Below are 17,258 nucleotides of genomic sequence, written 5' to 3'. Positions count from 1 at the left end.
TATTCAATAAGAATGGAGTGAATGATCGTGACAATCACCGTGTATCATTATCCAAAATGTACAACTTGTAAAAAAGCAATTGCTTGGTTAAAAGAAGAAGACATTGCATTTGATACAAAAGACCTTGTGACAGAAACACCAACAGCTGAAGAAATAAAAGAGATGCAAGAAAAAAGTGGTTTACCGCTTAAAAAATTCTTCAATACATCGGGTATGAAATATCGTGAGTTAGGATTAAAAGATCGTTTGGCAGAAATGTCAGAATCCGAACAATTAGAGTTATTAGCAAGCGATGGCATGTTGATTAAACGCCCAATTACGTACGATGGAGAGCGTGTCACAGTCGGCTTCAATGAAAATAAATTTATTGAAAATTGGAAAAAATAACTAGAATGACTTGTATTTGCAGAAAAAATATGTAACACTATAGATGAAATTAACATTACATATTTCATGGAGGGGTAAAAAAATGAGCATTCCAACTAATTTACGTTATTCAAAAGAGCATGAGTGGGTTTTACAAGAAGACGGTACAGTACGTATCGGTATTACAGAATTTGCACAATCTGAACTAGGTGACATCGTATTCGTTGAACTACCATCTGTAGGCGATGAATTAACAATCGACCAACCATTCGGTAGCGTTGAGTCTGTAAAAACAGTTTCTGAACTATATGCACCACTTTCAGGTGAAGTAGTAGAAGTAAACGAAGAGTTAGAAGATAGCCCAGAGCTAGTAAACGAATCACCTTACGAGAAAGCTTGGATGGTGGTTGTAAAACCTTCTGACGCTGCACAACTAGAAGCTTTATTAACTGCTGAACAATATGAAGAAGTAATCGCAGGTTAATAGCACCCCTTTCATGTAGGTGCGCGTTTTCATGCTGATTTGATTAGAAGACACTGATTTCAGTTGTCTTCTTTTTTTATTTGTTGTAAAGTATGTAAAGTTTTTTCTATGCGCTTTTTTTATAAGCACTATTCCTACAAAAATATACTGAAAATATGGTATAAATAAAGTAAGAAAGAACAGAAAAAAGAATAAGGAATCAGATGGGGTGGTGTGTATGAAGATTATTGAGAAAGTACTCATTGTAGAGGGTAGACAAGATTGTTTACAGTTAAAGCCTATTTTGAATGAACCTGTTGAGATTGTCTGTACAAACGGAACCGTAAGCTCTCATCGTTTAGATGAACTATTACAGCCGTATGAGAGTTGTGATTTTTATGCATTTTTCGATGCAGATGATATGGGCGAGAAACTTCGTAAGCTTGTACAACAAGAATATCCCAATACACATCATCTTTATACATTACCGCGTTACGGTGGTGTTGAACGCACGCCGCGTTATCATTTAGCAAAAGTGTTACAAGGAGCTAAATTTAAGATTAAGTCAGGTTACTTATTAGATAAAGGATGACAATAATGCAAGAATGGACACGTGAAGAATGGGAAGAGCAAGTGAAGTCCCAAGAAAAAACAGCTTTTTACCTCTATACACCGATGTGTGGAACTTGCCAAGTTGCATCAAGAATGATGGATGTGACCGAGCAAGCAATTGGACATGTTCCGATGGGGAAAGCCAACTTAAATTATATGGAGCAATTAGCGTATGACTTTGAAATTGAAAGTGTACCTTGTCTTCTTATTACGCAAAATGGCGAGTTAGTAGAGAAAATTTATGCTTTTCAGTCAGTGCCACATTTATTTGAAAAAATTTTAAAGAAGTATTGACCTTTCAATTTAGAAGTGATAAAGTATCTACAATAACTAAATGAACTTAATTCGTTACTCTTATAAAGAGAGGTGGAGGGAAGTGCCCTATGAAGCCCGGCAACCATCACATTATGTGAAAAGGTGCCAATTCACGCAAGGACTATGTAGTCTTTGAGAGATGAGAGAACGGTTTAGCATATTTTATGATGTTTAAACCCTTCTGTTGTCTGACAGAAGGGATTTTTTTATGAATAAAGTTCGAAAAAGGTGGGAAACAATTTGATTCAACTCAGCAATGTGACAAAACAATATAAAACTTCAAATGGTCCCCTCACAGCTGTCGATCAAGTAAACTTAACTATCCAAGATGGTGAAATCTTCGGTATTATCGGTTACAGTGGTGCTGGTAAGAGTACGATGATTCGTTTATTTAATGGCTTAGAGAAACCAACAAGTGGTTCTGTAATTGTAAATGGTGAAGATATTTCAAAAATTAAAGGTGCTAAACTCCGTGCAGCACGTCATAAAATTAGTATGGTATTCCAACATTTCAATTTATTATGGTCAAGAACGGTAGAAGAGAATATCGCTTTTCCTTTAGAAATTGCAGGTATTGATCAAGCTGCTAAAAAGAAAAAAGTAGCAGAATTGATCGAACTTGTTGGATTAAGAGGAAGAGAAAAAGCTTATCCATCACAATTATCAGGTGGTCAAAAACAACGTGTAGGTATTGCGCGTGCACTTGCAAATGACCCAGAAGTATTACTCTGTGATGAAGCAACATCAGCATTAGACCCTGAAACTACGGATTCAATTTTAGACTTATTACGCAGTGTAAATGAAAAACTCGGTATCACGATTATTTTAATTACACATGAGATGCACGTGATTCGTAAAATCTGTCATCGTGTAGCCGTAATGGAGCAAGGGAAAGTCGTAGAAGAAGGCGATGTTCTTCAAGTATTCGACGCACCACAGGCACCTGTTACACAACGATTCGTTCAACAAGTAACGAATACAGTAGGGCAACAAGAGTCGATTGAACAAATTAAAGAACAATACCAAAATGGCAAATTAATTAAATTATTCTTTGTCGGCTCAAAAACAGAGCAACCGATTATGACACAACTTATTCGTCAGTTTAATGTCGATGTAAATATTGTACATGGCAATATATCTCCGACAAAAAGTGGTCCATACGGTACGTTAATCGTACAACTTGCTGGAACAGATGAAGAAGTTGAAAAGGCAGTAGCATATTTAACTGCTGAAGGAATTAAGTCGGAGGTGATGTCACATGAATAACGAAGCGACAGGACTATTCCCAAATGTTGATTGGGAAGGAATGTGGCAAGCCACGCTAGAAACGCTTTATATGACAGGTGTTTCAACCATCATTACATTTATTTTAGGTCTAGTGCTAGGGATTATTTTATTCTTAACAGCACCGGGCCAATTATGGGCGAATAAGGTTGTGAACTTTTTAACAGGAGTAATCGTGAATATTTTCCGTTCTATTCCGTTCGTTATTTTAGTGATCTTATTAATTCCATTTACAATTTTCTTAATGGGAACAATGCGTGGTGCAAACGCAGCATTACCGGCACTGATTATCGGGGCTGCACCATTCTATGCACGCATGGTATTGATTGCATTAAAAGAGATTGATCGTGGTGTGATTGAAGCAGCTCGTTCGATGGGTGCAACAACAGGAACAATTATTTGGAAAGTATTGATTCCAGAATCTTTACCAGCGTTAATTTCAGGGATTACAGTGACGGCAGTTGCTTTAGTAGGTTATACAGCGATGGCGGGCATCATTGGTGCAGGTGGTCTAGGTTACTTAGCCTTCCAAGATGGTTTCCAACGTAGTCAAAACGACGTAACATTCGTCGCAACAGTATTAGTATTAGTTGTTGTATTCATCATTCAATTCATTGGAGATTTGATTACAGCAAAAATTGATAAACGATAGATCAAAGAAAAGGGGAAATGAATCATGAAAACATCAAAAAAATTAGTAACAGGTCTTTTAACAGCAGCACTAGCACTTAGTTTAGCAGCATGTGGTTCTTCAGAAAAATCAGGAGACGGCGATGAAAAAGTAATTAAAATCGGTGCTTCAAACGTACCACATGCTAAAATTCTTGAACAAGCAGAACCAATTCTTGAAAAAGAAGGTATCAAATTAGAAATCGAACCGTACCAAGATTACATCTTACCGAATAAAGATTTAGATTCAAAAGATTTAGATGCGAACTTCTTCCAACACATTCCGTATTTAGAAGATCAAATCAAATCCAATGGTTATGATTTTGAAAGTGCTGGTGGCGTACACATCGAGCCAATCGGAATCTACTCTCAAAAGTATAAAAAATTAGAAGACCTTCCTAAAGGCGCGACAATTCTAGTATCAAACTCTGTAGCAGATCAAGGTCGTATTTTAACATTACTTGAAGCAAAAGGTTTAATCACGTTAAAAGACGGCGTTAAAAAATCAACAGCACAATTAAAAGATATTGATAAAAACCCTAAAAACTTAAAAATCGATACAAAAACAGCTCCAGAACTATTAGTACAAATGTACAAAAATAACGAAGGTGATGCTGTGATTATCAACTCAAACTATGCAATTGATGCAGGTTTAATTCCTACAAAAGATGCAATCGCAATTGAAGATTCAAACTCACCATATGTAAACGTAGTAGCAGTTCGTAAAGGTGACAAAGATAAAGAAGAAATCAAAGAATTAATGAAAGTTTTACACTCAAAAGAAATCCAAGACTACATCAACAAAGAGTGGAAAGGTTCAGTTGTTCCTGTGAACCAATAATGAACTAAAGGGTATTGCCGATTTAGGCGATGCTCTTTATTTTTTTACATGAAAAAGCTCGGAGTAGCATGTGTAATGACACAGCTTTCCGAGCTTTTATTTTACATTCGCTTAATATCCCGTTTTCTAAGTTGTATATAGATGATGTGAGATTCGGGTATTTATACAATTAGATGAATTGTGTAAGACGTGAGAAGAAGGTACTCACAAATTCTAAAAATATTTTTTCAGATGGTGCTAATTCACGGTTATGTGGGAATACAACACCTACATTGCGTGTGAAGCTTGGCTCAGATAGTGGTAAACGAACCGTACGTCTTGGTGTCGAATCATAAAAGGCACTCTCAGGAAGTAACGTAACACCCATTCCAGCTGCTACAAGCCCTTTTAGAGCATCCATATCTTCACCTTCAGAACTCACGATTGGTGTGTATCCAACCGATTTACAAGCATCCACTACGACTTTATTTAAAATGAAGCCATCTGGGAATAATACAAAAGGCTCGTTACGTAAATCTGCTAGTTGAATTTCTTTTTTTGTTGCAAGTGGGTGTGTAGCAGGTAAAAGTGCAGATATTTTTTCTGTAAACAGAATTTTTGTATCAATGATTTCATCTTTTTTAGGGACAGGTCCTAAAAAAACAAGATTCAATTCACGATTTTTCACCGCATTGATTAGATAGCGATATGAACCTTGACGCAAGTGGAAAGATACATTCGGATGCTCTTTTTTAAATGCCGAAATGACGGTTGGTAATAAGAAGCTTGCAAGACTTGTTGGGAAGCCGATTTTAATTGTTCCTTGTTCAGGATCTAAGTATTCTTCGACTTGTTTGGCAGCGAAGTCGATGGCTTCAAGCGCAATGAGAGCATGTTCTAAAAAAACTTTACCGATTGGTGTAAGTTTAACATTTCGTCCAATACGTTCGAATAATTCTGTACCAAGTTCTGTTTCTAAATTGGAAATTTGTCGACTGACTGCTGACTGTGCGACATGTAAAGATTCAGCAGCCTCTGATATATGTTCTCTTTCCGCAACAGCTACAAAGTAGCGTAGTTGTCTTAATTCCATAGTTATACATCCCCTATTCATCTAAAAAAACGATTGATTCTATATAAATTATATATTGTTTATATGAATTTGTGAATTTAAAATATAGAATACAAGGGAGGAATCGATATGTCATTTCATTTATTACCAAAAGAGCAAGGTTTATATTCACCAAGAGACGAGCATGATGCATGCGGTATCGGTCTATATGTTAATTTAAAAGGAAAAAAAACACATGAAATCGTTGAAAAAGGATTGGAAATGCTATGTCGTCTAGATCACCGTGCTGGGAGAGGAAGCGATGGGAAAACAGGTGATGGTTCAGGACTGATGGTACAAATTCCACATGATTTCTTTCGCCAAGAAATAACTGCCTTTCAATTACCGGTAGAAGGTATGTATGGTGTAGGGATGCTATTCTTTTCGCAAGACGATGCAAAAGGTCAACAAGTAGTTGAAGAACAAATGAAAAAATATGCAGAAGCAGAAGGACAAACTGTTCTAGGATTCCGAACAGTACCAGTTGATGCATCGACATTGAGCGATACAGCGAAAAAGACAGCACCCATTGTTCGACAATTATTTATTCAAGCCAATCCACAAACAGTTGATCTCGCTTTTGAGCGTAAACTATATCTTATTCGTAAACAGACGGAACGATTTGCGAAAGCAAAAAACATCTCATTTTATTGTGCGAGTCTATCAAGTAAAACAATGGTTTTTAAGGGTCTATTAGCACCTGAAGAAGTAGCTGTTTTTTATAAAGACTTGCAACAACCTCACTTTACTTCGGCCTTTTCAATGGTCCATTCACGCTATAGTACGAATACATTTCCTTCATGGGAACGAGCACATCCAAATCGTTACTTGATTCATAACGGTGAAATCAATACATTACAAGGAAATGTTAACTGGATGAAAGCGCGTGAACAACAATTTATTTCAGATGCATTTGGAGACGATTTACAAAAAGTCTTACCGATTATTGATGAGAGTGGTAGTGACTCATCCATGTTAGATAATGCATTTGAGTTCTTCGTTTTAGCAGGACGTACACCAGCACAAACAGCGATGATGATGATTCCAGAACCTTGGACAGAAAATCCACATATTTCAAAAGAGAAAAAAGCTTTTTACAATTATCACAGTACATTAATGGAACCTTGGGATGGTCCAACAGCTATTTGTTTTACAGACGGAAAGCAAATTGGGGCGATTTTAGACCGAAATGGTTTACGACCAGCGCGTTATTATGTAACGAAAGATGACTATATGATCTTTTCTTCTGAAGTAGGTGTAGTGGATGTAAAAGAAGAAGATGTTCTGTATAAAGAGCGTTTAAGTCCTGGAAAGATGTTATTAATTGATTTAGAAGAAGGTCGCGTAATTGCGGATGATGAGCTGAAATATCAAATGGCGACAGAAAAACCATATGAAAAGTGGTTGGATGAGTCCCTTGTTAAATTGACAGCTCTGGAAGACGAAGTGCAAATAAATGAAATAAGATTACGTCAAAAAATTCATGGCTACACATATGAAAATACGAAAAAATATCTGTTACCTGTTCTACAAGAAGGAAAGGATCCGATTGGTTCGATGGGGAATGATGCACCACTCGCTGTTTTATCGGAAAAACCACAGTCGCTATTCCATTACTTCAAACAATTATTTGCGCAAGTGACGAATCCGCCAATTGACTCAATTCGAGAACATATTGTGACGAGTACGATGACATTGCTTGGTAAAGAAGGTGACTTATTACATCCAACGGAAAATAATAGTCGTCGCATTCAATTAGACTCACCGATTTTAACACCAGGAGAATGGCTAGCATTACAAAAGCAAAATCAATTCCGCATTGCGACAATCTCTCTTGAAATGACAGAAGATTTAGAAAAAATATTGAAAAATTTAGCAAAACAAGTAGATGAAGCAATTCAAGATGGTGCTGAAATTATCGTATTATCAGATGACCTACAGACTATCACACCGACAGTACCTATTTTATTAGCAGCAAGTAGCGTACATCATCATTTAATTCGAACAGGTAGACGTACGCGTGTCAGCATAGTTGTACAGTCGTTAGAAGTGCGAGAAGTTCATCATTTTGCAACGCTTATCGGTTACGGTGTAGATGCAATCTATCCGAGTTTGGCTTATGCAACAGTAGAGGAACTAGTGCATACAGAAAAATTGTCACAAACATTATCAGAAGCTTTCGCGTGTTACCGAAAAGCGATGACAGATGGAATTGTTAAAGTAATGGCGAAAATGGGGATTTCAACGGTACAAAGTTATCGCGGTGCCCAGATTTTTGAAGCAGTAGGGATTCATACGGATGTGATTGCTCAACATTTCACAGGTACAAAATCACAGTTGAGTGGCATTGATTTAGCAACGATTCAATTAGAAGCTGAGAAACGATTCCATGAAGCAGTTGAAGCTAATTCTTTATTATTAGAATCAGGCAGCGAATATCAATGGCGTTCAGGTGGAGAACATCACGCATTTAATCCGAAAACGATTCATACATTACAGTGGGCTGTTCGTAAAAATGATGCTGGACTGTATTATCAATATGCAGAGATGGCAAATGAAGAACAAATCGGATTTTTACGCCATTTATTCACATTCAAAGAAGACTTACAATCAATTCCGTTAGAAGAAGTAGAATCAGCACAATCGATTGTCAAACGATTTAAAACAGGTGCTATGTCTTATGGTTCAATTTCTGAAGAAGCACATGAAGCACTAGCGATTGCGATGAATCAAATTGGAGGTCGCAGCAACTCAGGTGAGGGAGGAGAATCTCCAGAACGCTTTGAAGTCGACGAAAAAGGACAATTAAGAAGAAGTGCGATTAAGCAAATTGCTTCAGGACGTTTTGGTGTTAGTTCGCATTATTTAGTCAATGCAGATGAATTACAAATTAAAATGGCGCAAGGTGCAAAACCCGGTGAAGGTGGTCAGTTACCAGGGAATAAAGTATATCCGTGGGTTGCGAAAGTTCGCGGTGCAACACCTGGTGTTGGATTAATCTCACCTCCACCACATCATGATATTTATTCAATTGAAGATATGGCTGAATTGATTCATGACTTAAAGAACGCGAACAGAGAAGCAAGTATTAGTGTGAAGCTAGTAGCGAAAACAGGTGTTGGGACGATTGCAGCAGGTGTAGCAAAAGGTGCAGCCGATAAAATTGTCATTAGTGGATACGATGGCGGAACAGGTGCTTCGCCTAAGACGAGTATTCAACATACGGGCTTACCGTGGGAGCTTGGTTTAGCAGAAGCACATCAAACATTGATGCTGAATCATTTACGTGAGCGTGTCACATTGGAAACAGACGGTAAACTTATGACAGGGAAAGACGTAATTCTAGCAGCATTACTTGGTGCAGAAGAATTTGGCTTTGCGACCGCGCCTCTGATTGCACTTGGATGTGTCATGATGCGTGCATGCCATCTAGATACATGTCCTGTAGGGGTAGCTACACAAAATCCAGCGCTTCGTGAAAAGTTCATGGGAAAACCAGAACATGTAGTCAACTTTATGTACTTTATTGCAGAAGATGTTCGCTTGTGGATGTCGAAATTAGGTTTCCGTACATTTGACGAAATGGTTGGACGTACAGATATACTCGAACAAGGAAAGAAAGGGCAAGAGCATTGGAAAGCACGCCACTTAGATTTATCGAAACTGCTTGTGCAAGTAGAAGGACCGCGTACGAAACAAGTAGAACAAAATCATCATTTAGATCAATCACTTGATATGCGTTCATTGTTCAGACAAGTTGATTACGCAATTCAAACAAAAACAGCCATCCAAGTCACTTCACCAATTCGAAACGTAGACCGTGTAGTGGGGACAATAGTTGGTAGCGAAATCTCAAAAAGATACGGTGCAAAAGGATTACCAGACCAACTGATTCAACTGCATTTTAAAGGAAGTGCAGGTCAAAGTTTCGGTGCTTTCATGCCAAAAGGAATGTTGATGACTGTAGAAGGTGATGCGAATGATTACTTTGCAAAAGGGCTATCAGGTGGTACAGCGGCTGTCATCTCACCATTGAAAGGGCAGGCCGAGAAAAATGTTGTTGCAGGGAATGTCTGTCTTTACGGTGCAACAGGTGGTCAAGCGCTAATTAATGGTCGAGCAGGTGAACGTTTTGCAGTTCGAAATAGTGGCGCTGATATCGTGGTAGAAGGAATAGGCGATCATGGCTGTGAATATATGACAGGTGGTCATGTAGTCATTTTAGGTGATGTCGGTAAAAACTTTGCAGCAGGTATGTCTGGTGGTGTGGTCTATATTTGCCCTACAAATCGTGAGGAATTCGAAAAAGCATGTAATAAAGAGATGATTCGTATCGCAGATGTATTAACGAAAAAAGATGAAACGAACTTACATCATTTAATTGAACAGCACTATTTGATTACAGAAAGTACAAAAGCACAAGATATTTTAAATCATTTTGAAGAAAAGAAAAAAGCATTTATTAAAGTAATTCCAGAGCAATATGAAATGATGCTACAGGAGATTCAAACATTTGAAGATGAAGGGTTAAATAAAGAAGAAGCAGCGATGCAAGCATTCATGTCTGCGACAAAATAGGAGGTGTCCATCATGGGAAAGAAAACTGGTTTTATGGAATATGAGAGACAAAAAGGGAATGAAGTTGCACCTAAAAAACGTGTGACGAATTTTGATGAATATACACGTCGATTCGAAGATGATGTTTTATCAATTCAGGGCGCGCGTTGTATGGATTGTGGTACACCTTTTTGTCATATGGGCATAGAGATTCGAGGAATGGCAGCAGGTTGTCCGATTCATAATTTAATGCCTGAATGGAATGATTTAGTTTACAAAGGCCAGTGGAAAGAAGCGTTAGAAAGATTACAATTAACAAATAACTTCCCAGAATTCACAGGTAGAGTCTGTCCGGCGCCATGTGAAGGAGCATGTACGGTAGCTATTCATGATCCAGCAGTAGCGATTAAAAATATTGAGCGAGCAATTATTGATCGTGGTTTTGAAGAAGGGTGGGTAAAACCACGTATTCCAAATGCTAGAACAGGTTATCGTGTAGCGATTGTTGGTTCAGGTCCAGCAGGTCTAGCAGCAGCAGATCAACTTAATCAAATGGGGCATGAAGTAACGGTATTTGAACGAGACGACCGTGCAGGTGGATTATTAATGTATGGTATTCCAAATATGAAGTTAGATAAATCCGTCGTTCAAAGACGTGTGGATTTACTTGAAGCAGAAGGAATTCATTTTCAATTGAATACAGAAATCGGACGTGACATTACAAAGTCACAGCTGCAAAAAGAGTACGACGCAGTCATTCTCTGTGTAGGTGCAACAGTCGCACGTTCACTTCATTTAGAAGGTAGCGAATCAACAGGTGTTATTCGCGCGATGGACTATTTGACGAAGACAACAAAAAGTGTACTAGCAAATGAACCAGCACCAATTGATGTGAAAGGGAAGGATGTCATTGTTATTGGCGGAGGTGACACTGGAGCGGATTGTGTGGCAACAGCTCTTCGACAAGGCGCAAAATCAGTACATCAATTTGGGAAGCATCCGCAACTACCGATGACACGCTCAGAAGACCAACCATGGCCTGTAGATCCTAGTGTATATAAACTAGACTATGCGTATGAGGAGGCGGTTGAAAAATTCGGACAAGATCCTCGTGAATACTGCATTCAAACGAAAAAGATGGTGGCATATCCTGATGGTCGATTAAAAGAACTGCATACAATCCAGATGGAAAAGGTAATCAATGAAGAAGGATATGTCTACTTTAATGAGCTAGAAGGGACAGAAAAAGTATGGCCTGCAGATTATGTATTTGTGGCGATTGGCTTTGAGGGAATTGAAGAAGAACTCGGTGAACATTTCAATGTACGTGTTTTAAACAATCGAATTTACGCAACTAAAAAATATGAAACAAGTGAAGAAGGCATCTTTACAGCTGGAGATGCAAGACGAGGACCGAGCCTAATTGTTTGGGCGATTCGCGAAGGACGGGAGGTAGCCGATGTCGTACATGGATTTTTGAAGAAGCGCCTAGCAATCGCAGTTAGATAATTTTTCCCCAAAAGGCTAAGTGAGAATTTTCTCATTTGGTCTTTTTTTTTCTTTAAAAGTTGTTATTATTAGATGAGAGTTCATTGAGTAGCCACAATTTAATCAGTTATCACTATTTCAGAAGTGAAAACGATTCTCAATTAGATTTCTTTATTGAAAATGAGAATGGAAATGTTAGAAATCCTCGGAAATAGAATAAAGTAAAGAATTTTTAAGGATTTTATAGTGAAATGATAATGAGTATCAAATGAGTTGCTAATGGCTTTTATTTGCGTTAAAATTAGAATGATAATAATTTAGGAATGGGAAACCAACCTAATAATTCAATGGAGGTAATGGAATGTCAACTTTAGTAATTAAAGATCTACATGTCTCAATCGAAGACAAAGAGATTTTAAAAGGTGTGAACTTAACACTAAATACAAACGAAATCCATGCAATTATGGGACCAAATGGTACGGGTAAATCAACACTTGCTTCTGCAATCATGGGTCACCCAAAATACGAAGTAACTTCTGGTTCAATTACACTAGATGGTGAAGATGTATTAGAGATGGAAGTAGATGAGCGTGCACGAGCTGGTTTATTCCTAGCTATGCAATATCCTTCAGAAATCGCAGGCGTAACAAATGCCGACTTCTTACGTTCAGCAATCAATGCACGTCGTGAAGAAGGCGATGAAATCTCAATCATGAAATTCATCCGTGAATTAGATAAAAAGATGGAATTCTTAGAAATGCCAGAAGAAATGAGCCAACGTTACCTAAACGAAGGTTTCTCTGGTGGGGAAAAGAAACGTAACGAAATTCTTCAGTTAATGATGATTAAACCAAAATTCGCAGTTCTTGATGAAATCGACTCTGGTTTAGATATCGATGCATTAAAAGTTGTATCAAAAGGTATTAATGAAATGCGCGGTGAAGGCTTCGGTTGCTTAATGATTACGCACTACCAACGTCTATTAAACTACATCACACCAGATCACGTACACGTAATGATGCAAGGTAAAGTAGTAAAATCAGGCGGTTCTGAACTAGCACAACGTTTAGAAGCTGAAGGTTATGACTGGATTAAACAAGAATTAGGTATTGAAGACACAGACGCAGTAACTGAAGAAGCATAAGAAGGAGGACGAGCAAGCCATGACTGTGGAAACAAAATTAGCGGTAAGCGCTCAAGACGTACGCTCATTCTCTGAAGCACATAATGAACCTAAGTGGTTAACGGAGCTTCGTGAACGTGCACTTGAAAAAGTAGAAACATTAGAAATGGTTAAGCCTGACAAAACAAATGTAGATTCTTGGAACTTCTTTGAATTCCCAGAACACAAGGTTGAAGGTAAAGCAATTTCTTCTTTAACAGAACTTCCAGCTGAAGTTCAAGCAATCGTTGATGAAAATCAACAAACACTTTACATCCAACACAACAATACACCTGCTTACTTACAAGTAGCAGATGAATTAAAAGAACAAGGTGTTATCGTAACGGATTTATTCACTGCTGTAAAAGAACACAGTGATTTAGTTCAAAAATACTTCATGACAGAAGCTGTAGAAGTAGATGAACATAAATTAACAGCGTTACATGCAGCACTTGTGAACGGTGGATTATTCGTATATGTACCAAAAGATGTACAAGTAAAAGAACCAATTCAAGCTGTATTCTTCACAGATGATGAAAATGTATCATTATTCAACCACGTATTACTTGTAGCAGATAACTTTGCAGAAGTAACATATGTTGAAAACTACATTTCAATTGGCGCAGCAAAAGGCCAAGTAAATATCGTAGAAGAAATCATCGTAAATGACGGCGCAAACGTAACATTCGGCGCAGTCGATACATTAGCAGAAGGATTCACTTCATACATCAACCGTCGCGGCGAAACAAAACGCGATGCATCATTAGATTGGGCATTAGGTTTAATGAATGATGGCGATACAATCTCTGAGAATGTAACACATTTACGTGGTGATGGTTCACGTGCTGATGCAAAAACAGTTGTCATCGGTCGCGGTAAACAAAGCCAAAACTTCACAACAGAAGTTCGTAACTGGGGTAAATCTTCAGATGGTCAAATCTTAACACATGCAGTTATGAAAGATGCGGCACGCGCAATCTTCAACGGTATTGGTAAAATCGAACACGGCGCAACAAAAGCGAACGCTGAACAAGAATCACGCGTACTTATGCTTTCAGAAAACGCACGTGGGGATGCAAACCCAATCCTTTTAATCGAAGAAGATGACGTAACTGCAGGACACGCAGCGTCTGTAGGTCGCGTTGATTCACTTCAAATTTACTACTTAATGAGTCGTGGTATTACACGCGCAAACGCTGAGCGTCTAATTATTCATGGATTCCTTGAGCCTGTAGTAAGCCAATTACCAATTGAGGGTGTACGCAAACAATTGGTTGAGGTAATCGAAAGGAAAGTAAAATAATGATCAAAGACGACATTCGTAGCTATTTTCCAATTTTAAACCAAGAGATTAATGGGAACCCGCTAATCTATTTAGATAGTGCAGCAACTTCTCAAAAACCGATTCAAGTCATCGAATCTCTTAAAAAGTATTATGAATTTGATAACTCAAATGTACACCGTGGTGTGCATACACTTGGGAATCGTGCGACTGACGAATATGAAGGTGCTCGTGAGAAAGTCCGTCAATTCATTAACGCCAAGTCCACAGAGGAAATTATTTTCACACGTGGTACAACAACAGGTTTAAACATGGTTGCATCAAGCTATGGTCGTGCAAATGTTTCAGAAGGTGATGAAATTGTCATCACGTATATGGAACATCATTCTAACTTGATTCCATGGCAACAACTTGCGAAAGCAACAAAAGCCACATTGAAATATATTGAATTAGAAGCAGATGGCACTTTATCAATGGATGAAGTGAAAAAAGCGATTACTGATCGCACAAAAATCGTCGCAATCACAATGGCATCGAATGTACTTGGTACAATTAACGATGTAAAAGCTATTGCACAAGTTGCACATCAGCATGGTGCTGTAATGGTTGTTGACGGTGCGCAAGGTGTTCCACATATGAAAACAGACGTACAAGATTTAGACTGTGACTTCTTAGCCTTTTCAGGACATAAGATGTGTGGTCCAACAGGTATCGGTGTTTTATATGGTAAAAAAGAACATCTATTAAATATGGAACCTGTTGAATTCGGTGGCGAAATGATTAATTTCGTTGGCTTACAAGATTCAACATGGGCAGACCTTCCAGCGAAGTTTGAAGCAGGCACGCCAATTATTGCAGGTGCAATCGGTCTAGGTGCAGCGATTGACTTCTTAAACGAAATCGGCATGGACGAGATTATTGCGCATGAGCATAAACTAGCGAAATATGCATTCGAAAACTTATCAACTGTTGAAGGCCTAACCATTTATGGCCCACAAAATCCAGAAATTCGCACAGGACTTGTAACATTCAATATCGATGATGTACATCCACATGATTTAGCAACAGCGCTAGATAGTAATGGGATCGCTGTTCGTGCTGGACATCACTGTGCACAACCATTAATGAAATGGTTGAATTGTGTTGCAACAGCTCGTGCTAGCTTCTACCTATACAATGATGAAGCAGATATCGATGAATTAACAAAAGGTGTGCGATTTGCGAAGGAGTATTTTGCAAATGTCTAATTTAGATCAACTATACCGTAGCGTTATTATGGATCACTATAAAAAACCACGTAACAAGGGAACAATTGAAGGCTCAAACGTTTCAATTGATATGAATAACCCAACATGTGGTGACCGCATCCACTTAACTTTACAAGTAGAAGATGGAATTGTTTCAGACGCAAAATTCGAAGGTGAAGGCTGTTCAATCTCAATGTCATCTGCATCGATGATGACGCAAATGGTTAAAGGGAAAACAACAGAAGAAGCTGTCGAATTAGCACATGTATTTTCTGACATGATGTTAGGAAAAGAACATGATGAAGATTTAGACTTTGGTGATGTGGAAGCATTATCAGGTGTAGCACAATTCCCAGCACGTATTAAATGTGCAACACTTGCTTGGAAAGCGATGGAAAAAGGAATTAACGAAAATAAGTAAGACAAAACTAAGCGATGAACGGAGGAGAAATGATGGCTAAAAACATGCCAGAAATCGGTGATTACGAGTTTGGATTCCATGATAAAGATGTATCGATTTTCCGTACAGAACGTGGACTAACTCCAGCGATTGTTAAAGAAATTTCTCAGATGAAAAAAGAACCAGAATGGATGTTAGATTTCCGTCTAAAATCTTTAGAAATTTTTTATTCAAAACCAATGCCTCAATGGGGTGGCGACTTATCTGGTTTAGATTTCGATGAAATCACATACTACGTAAAACCATCTGAAGCAACGCAAAAATCTTGGGATGAAGTACCTGAAGAAATCAAAGCAACATTTGATAAATTAGGTATTCCAGAAGCAGAACAAAAATACCTTGCAGGTGTTTCTGCACAGTACGAATCAGAAGTTGTCTATCACAACATGAAGGAAGAACTAGAAGAGATGGGTGTAATCTTTAAAGATACAGACTCTGCTCTTAAAGAGAACGAAGATATCTTCAGAGAATACTTCGGTAAAGTCATTCCTCCAGCAGATAACAAATTCTCAGCACTTAACTCGGCTGTATGGTCTGGTGGTTCATTCATTTACGTACCAAAAGGCGTAAAATTAGATACACCATTACAAGCTTACTTCCGTATCAACTCTGAGAATATGGGACAATTCGAGCGTACATTAATCATCGTTGATGACGACGCTTCTGTACACTATGTAGAAGGTTGTACAGCACCAGTTTATACAACAAGTTCTCTACACTCAGCTGTAGTAGAAATTATTGTTAAAAAGAATGCTTACTGCCGTTATACAACAATCCAAAACTGGGCAAACAACGTGTACAACTTAGTAACAAAACGTACAGTTGTAGAAGAGCACGGTACAATGGAATGGGTTGATGGTAACATCGGTTCTAAATTAACAATGAAATACCCAGCTTGTATCCTTAAAGGAGAAGGCGCTCGTGGTATGACATTATCAATCGCGATTGCAGGTCGTGGTCAAAACCAAGACACAGGTGCGAAAATGATTCACTTAGCACCAAACACTTCTTCAACAATCGTATCAAAATCAATCTCAAAACACGGTGGTAACGTAACATACCGTGGACAAGTAAAATTCGGTAAAAAAGCAACAAATGCACGTGCAAATATCGAATGTGATACATTAATCATGGATAACGAATCAACTTCTGATACAATTCCATACAACGAAGTAATGAATGATCAAATCTCTTTAGAGCACGAAGCGAAAGTTTCAAAAGTATCTGAAGAACAATTATTCTATCTTATGAGCCGCGGTATTTCTGAGCAAGAAGCAACAGAAATGATCGTAATGGGCTTCATTGAGCCATTCACAAAAGAACTTCCAATGGAATACGCAGTAGAAATGAACCGCCTAATCAAATTTGAAATGGAAGGTTCAATCGGTTAATCCATTGAATACTAAAAAGCCTCCTGGTTTG

General features: G+C 38.1%; 15 protein-coding genes and 1 riboswitch. Of the genes, 14 read left to right on the top strand and 1 reads right to left on the bottom strand.

The features are described from left to right. Positions 1–27 precede the first annotated feature (27 nt). The 7 genes from MHB75_RS08900 (at position 28) to MHB75_RS08870 (ending at position 4,550) form a co-directional block, all read left to right on the top strand. The gene (locus tag MHB75_RS08900; protein ID WP_174795788.1) at positions 28–387 is read left to right on the top strand and encodes an arsenate reductase family protein; all 360 of its coding nucleotides are present in this window, start codon (positions 28–30) and stop codon (positions 385–387) included. A gap of 82 nt (positions 388–469) precedes the next feature. Further along, the gene (gene gcvH, locus MHB75_RS08895) at positions 470–850 is read left to right on the top strand and encodes a glycine cleavage system protein GcvH (protein WP_141273158.1); all 381 of its coding nucleotides are present in this window, start codon (positions 470–472) and stop codon (positions 848–850) included. 217 nt (positions 851–1,067) lie between these two features. Beyond that, complete coding sequence (locus MHB75_RS08890; protein ID WP_174795787.1) at positions 1,068–1,421, top strand: toprim domain-containing protein; 354 nt, start codon at positions 1,068–1,070, stop codon at positions 1,419–1,421. 5 nt (positions 1,422–1,426) lie between these two features. Continuing rightward, on the top strand, positions 1,427–1,735 hold the full coding sequence (locus tag MHB75_RS08885; protein ID WP_141273156.1) for a thioredoxin family protein: 309 nt from the start codon (positions 1,427–1,429) through the stop codon (positions 1,733–1,735). A gap of 57 nt (positions 1,736–1,792) precedes the next feature. After that, a riboswitch (SAM riboswitch) is annotated at positions 1,793–1,902 on the top strand. 94 nt (positions 1,903–1,996) lie between these two features. After that, positions 1,997–3,022 (top strand): methionine ABC transporter ATP-binding protein, encoded by a 1,026-nt coding sequence (locus tag MHB75_RS08880; protein WP_340997167.1) that lies wholly within the window; start codon positions 1,997–1,999, stop codon positions 3,020–3,022. Next, entirely contained in the window at positions 3,015–3,692 is a 678-nt protein-coding gene (locus MHB75_RS08875; protein WP_340997166.1) for a methionine ABC transporter permease, read from the top strand. The genes MHB75_RS08880 and MHB75_RS08875 overlap by 8 nt, the downstream gene beginning before the upstream one ends. Before the next feature lie 24 nt (positions 3,693–3,716). Beyond that, positions 3,717–4,550, top strand: coding sequence for a MetQ/NlpA family ABC transporter substrate-binding protein (locus tag MHB75_RS08870; protein ID WP_340997165.1), 834 nt, complete (start codon positions 3,717–3,719; stop codon positions 4,548–4,550). Between the two features lie 169 nt (positions 4,551–4,719). On the opposite strand, the gene MHB75_RS08865 is transcribed toward MHB75_RS08870, so the two are convergent. Further along, complete coding sequence (locus MHB75_RS08865) at positions 4,720–5,622, bottom strand: LysR family transcriptional regulator (protein WP_141273148.1); 903 nt, start codon at positions 5,620–5,622, stop codon at positions 4,720–4,722. Positions 5,623–5,730: 108 nt separating this feature from the next. On the opposite strand from MHB75_RS08865, the gene gltB reads away from it, so the two are divergent. The 7 genes from gltB (at position 5,731) to sufB (ending at position 17,227) form a co-directional block, all read left to right on the top strand. Continuing rightward, positions 5,731–10,218: a glutamate synthase large subunit gene (gltB, locus tag MHB75_RS08860; protein WP_340997164.1), complete on the top strand. Its 4,488-nt coding sequence runs from the start codon at positions 5,731–5,733 to the stop codon at positions 10,216–10,218. Positions 10,219–10,230: 12 nt separating this feature from the next. After that, on the top strand, positions 10,231–11,706 hold the full coding sequence (locus MHB75_RS08855; protein WP_340997163.1) for a glutamate synthase subunit beta: 1,476 nt from the start codon (positions 10,231–10,233) through the stop codon (positions 11,704–11,706). 340 nt (positions 11,707–12,046) lie between these two features. Next, positions 12,047–12,829: a Fe-S cluster assembly ATPase SufC gene (sufC, locus tag MHB75_RS08850; RefSeq protein ID WP_141273142.1), complete on the top strand. Its 783-nt coding sequence runs from the start codon at positions 12,047–12,049 to the stop codon at positions 12,827–12,829. Positions 12,830–12,848: 19 nt separating this feature from the next. Further along, positions 12,849–14,150, top strand: a complete 1,302-nt coding sequence (gene sufD / locus MHB75_RS08845) for a Fe-S cluster assembly protein SufD (protein ID WP_340997159.1) — start codon at positions 12,849–12,851, stop codon at positions 14,148–14,150. Continuing rightward, entirely contained in the window at positions 14,150–15,376 is a 1,227-nt protein-coding gene (locus MHB75_RS08840) for a cysteine desulfurase (protein ID WP_087680028.1), read from the top strand. The genes sufD and MHB75_RS08840 overlap by 1 nt, the downstream gene beginning before the upstream one ends. Further along, positions 15,369–15,797 (top strand): Fe-S cluster assembly sulfur transfer protein SufU, encoded by a 429-nt coding sequence (sufU, locus tag MHB75_RS08835; protein ID WP_445667001.1) that lies wholly within the window; start codon positions 15,369–15,371, stop codon positions 15,795–15,797. Before MHB75_RS08840 ends, sufU begins: the two co-directional genes overlap by 8 nt. A gap of 32 nt (positions 15,798–15,829) precedes the next feature. After that, entirely contained in the window at positions 15,830–17,227 is a 1,398-nt protein-coding gene (gene sufB, locus MHB75_RS08830; protein WP_141273140.1) for a Fe-S cluster assembly protein SufB, read from the top strand. The last annotated feature ends 31 nt before the right edge of the window (positions 17,228–17,258 follow it).

The organism is Kurthia sp. FSL E2-0154 (assembly GCF_038003625.1).
GTDB lineage: Bacteria > Bacillota > Bacilli > Bacillales_A > Planococcaceae > Kurthia > Kurthia gibsonii.
This window is presented reverse-complemented; position numbering and strand designations above follow the sequence as displayed.

Bases quoted from the DNA above. Each gene is read 5' to 3' on its own strand.
- sufU (WP_445667001.1), top strand. From the start codon at position 15,369: ATGTCTAATTTAGATCAACTATACCGTAGCGTTATTATGGATCACTAT.
- MHB75_RS08865 (WP_141273148.1), bottom strand. From the start codon at position 5,622: ATGGAATTAAGACAACTACGCTACTTTGTAGCTGTTGCGGAAAGAGAA.
- sufC (WP_141273142.1), top strand. From the start codon at position 12,047: ATGTCAACTTTAGTAATTAAAGATCTACATGTCTCAATCGAAGACAAA.
- gltB (WP_340997164.1), top strand. From the start codon at position 5,731: ATGTCATTTCATTTATTACCAAAAGAGCAAGGTTTATATTCACCAAGA.
- MHB75_RS08885 (WP_141273156.1), top strand. From the start codon at position 1,427: ATGCAAGAATGGACACGTGAAGAATGGGAAGAGCAAGTGAAGTCCCAA.
- sufD (WP_340997159.1), top strand. From the start codon at position 12,849: ATGACTGTGGAAACAAAATTAGCGGTAAGCGCTCAAGACGTACGCTCA.
- MHB75_RS08870 (WP_340997165.1), top strand. From the start codon at position 3,717: ATGAAAACATCAAAAAAATTAGTAACAGGTCTTTTAACAGCAGCACTA.
- MHB75_RS08855 (WP_340997163.1), top strand. From the start codon at position 10,231: ATGGGAAAGAAAACTGGTTTTATGGAATATGAGAGACAAAAAGGGAAT.
- gcvH (WP_141273158.1), top strand. From the start codon at position 470: ATGAGCATTCCAACTAATTTACGTTATTCAAAAGAGCATGAGTGGGTT.
- MHB75_RS08890 (WP_174795787.1), top strand. From the start codon at position 1,068: ATGAAGATTATTGAGAAAGTACTCATTGTAGAGGGTAGACAAGATTGT.
- MHB75_RS08840 (WP_087680028.1), top strand. From the start codon at position 14,150: ATGATCAAAGACGACATTCGTAGCTATTTTCCAATTTTAAACCAAGAG.
- sufB (WP_141273140.1), top strand. From the start codon at position 15,830: ATGGCTAAAAACATGCCAGAAATCGGTGATTACGAGTTTGGATTCCAT.
- MHB75_RS08875 (WP_340997166.1), top strand. From the start codon at position 3,015: ATGAATAACGAAGCGACAGGACTATTCCCAAATGTTGATTGGGAAGGA.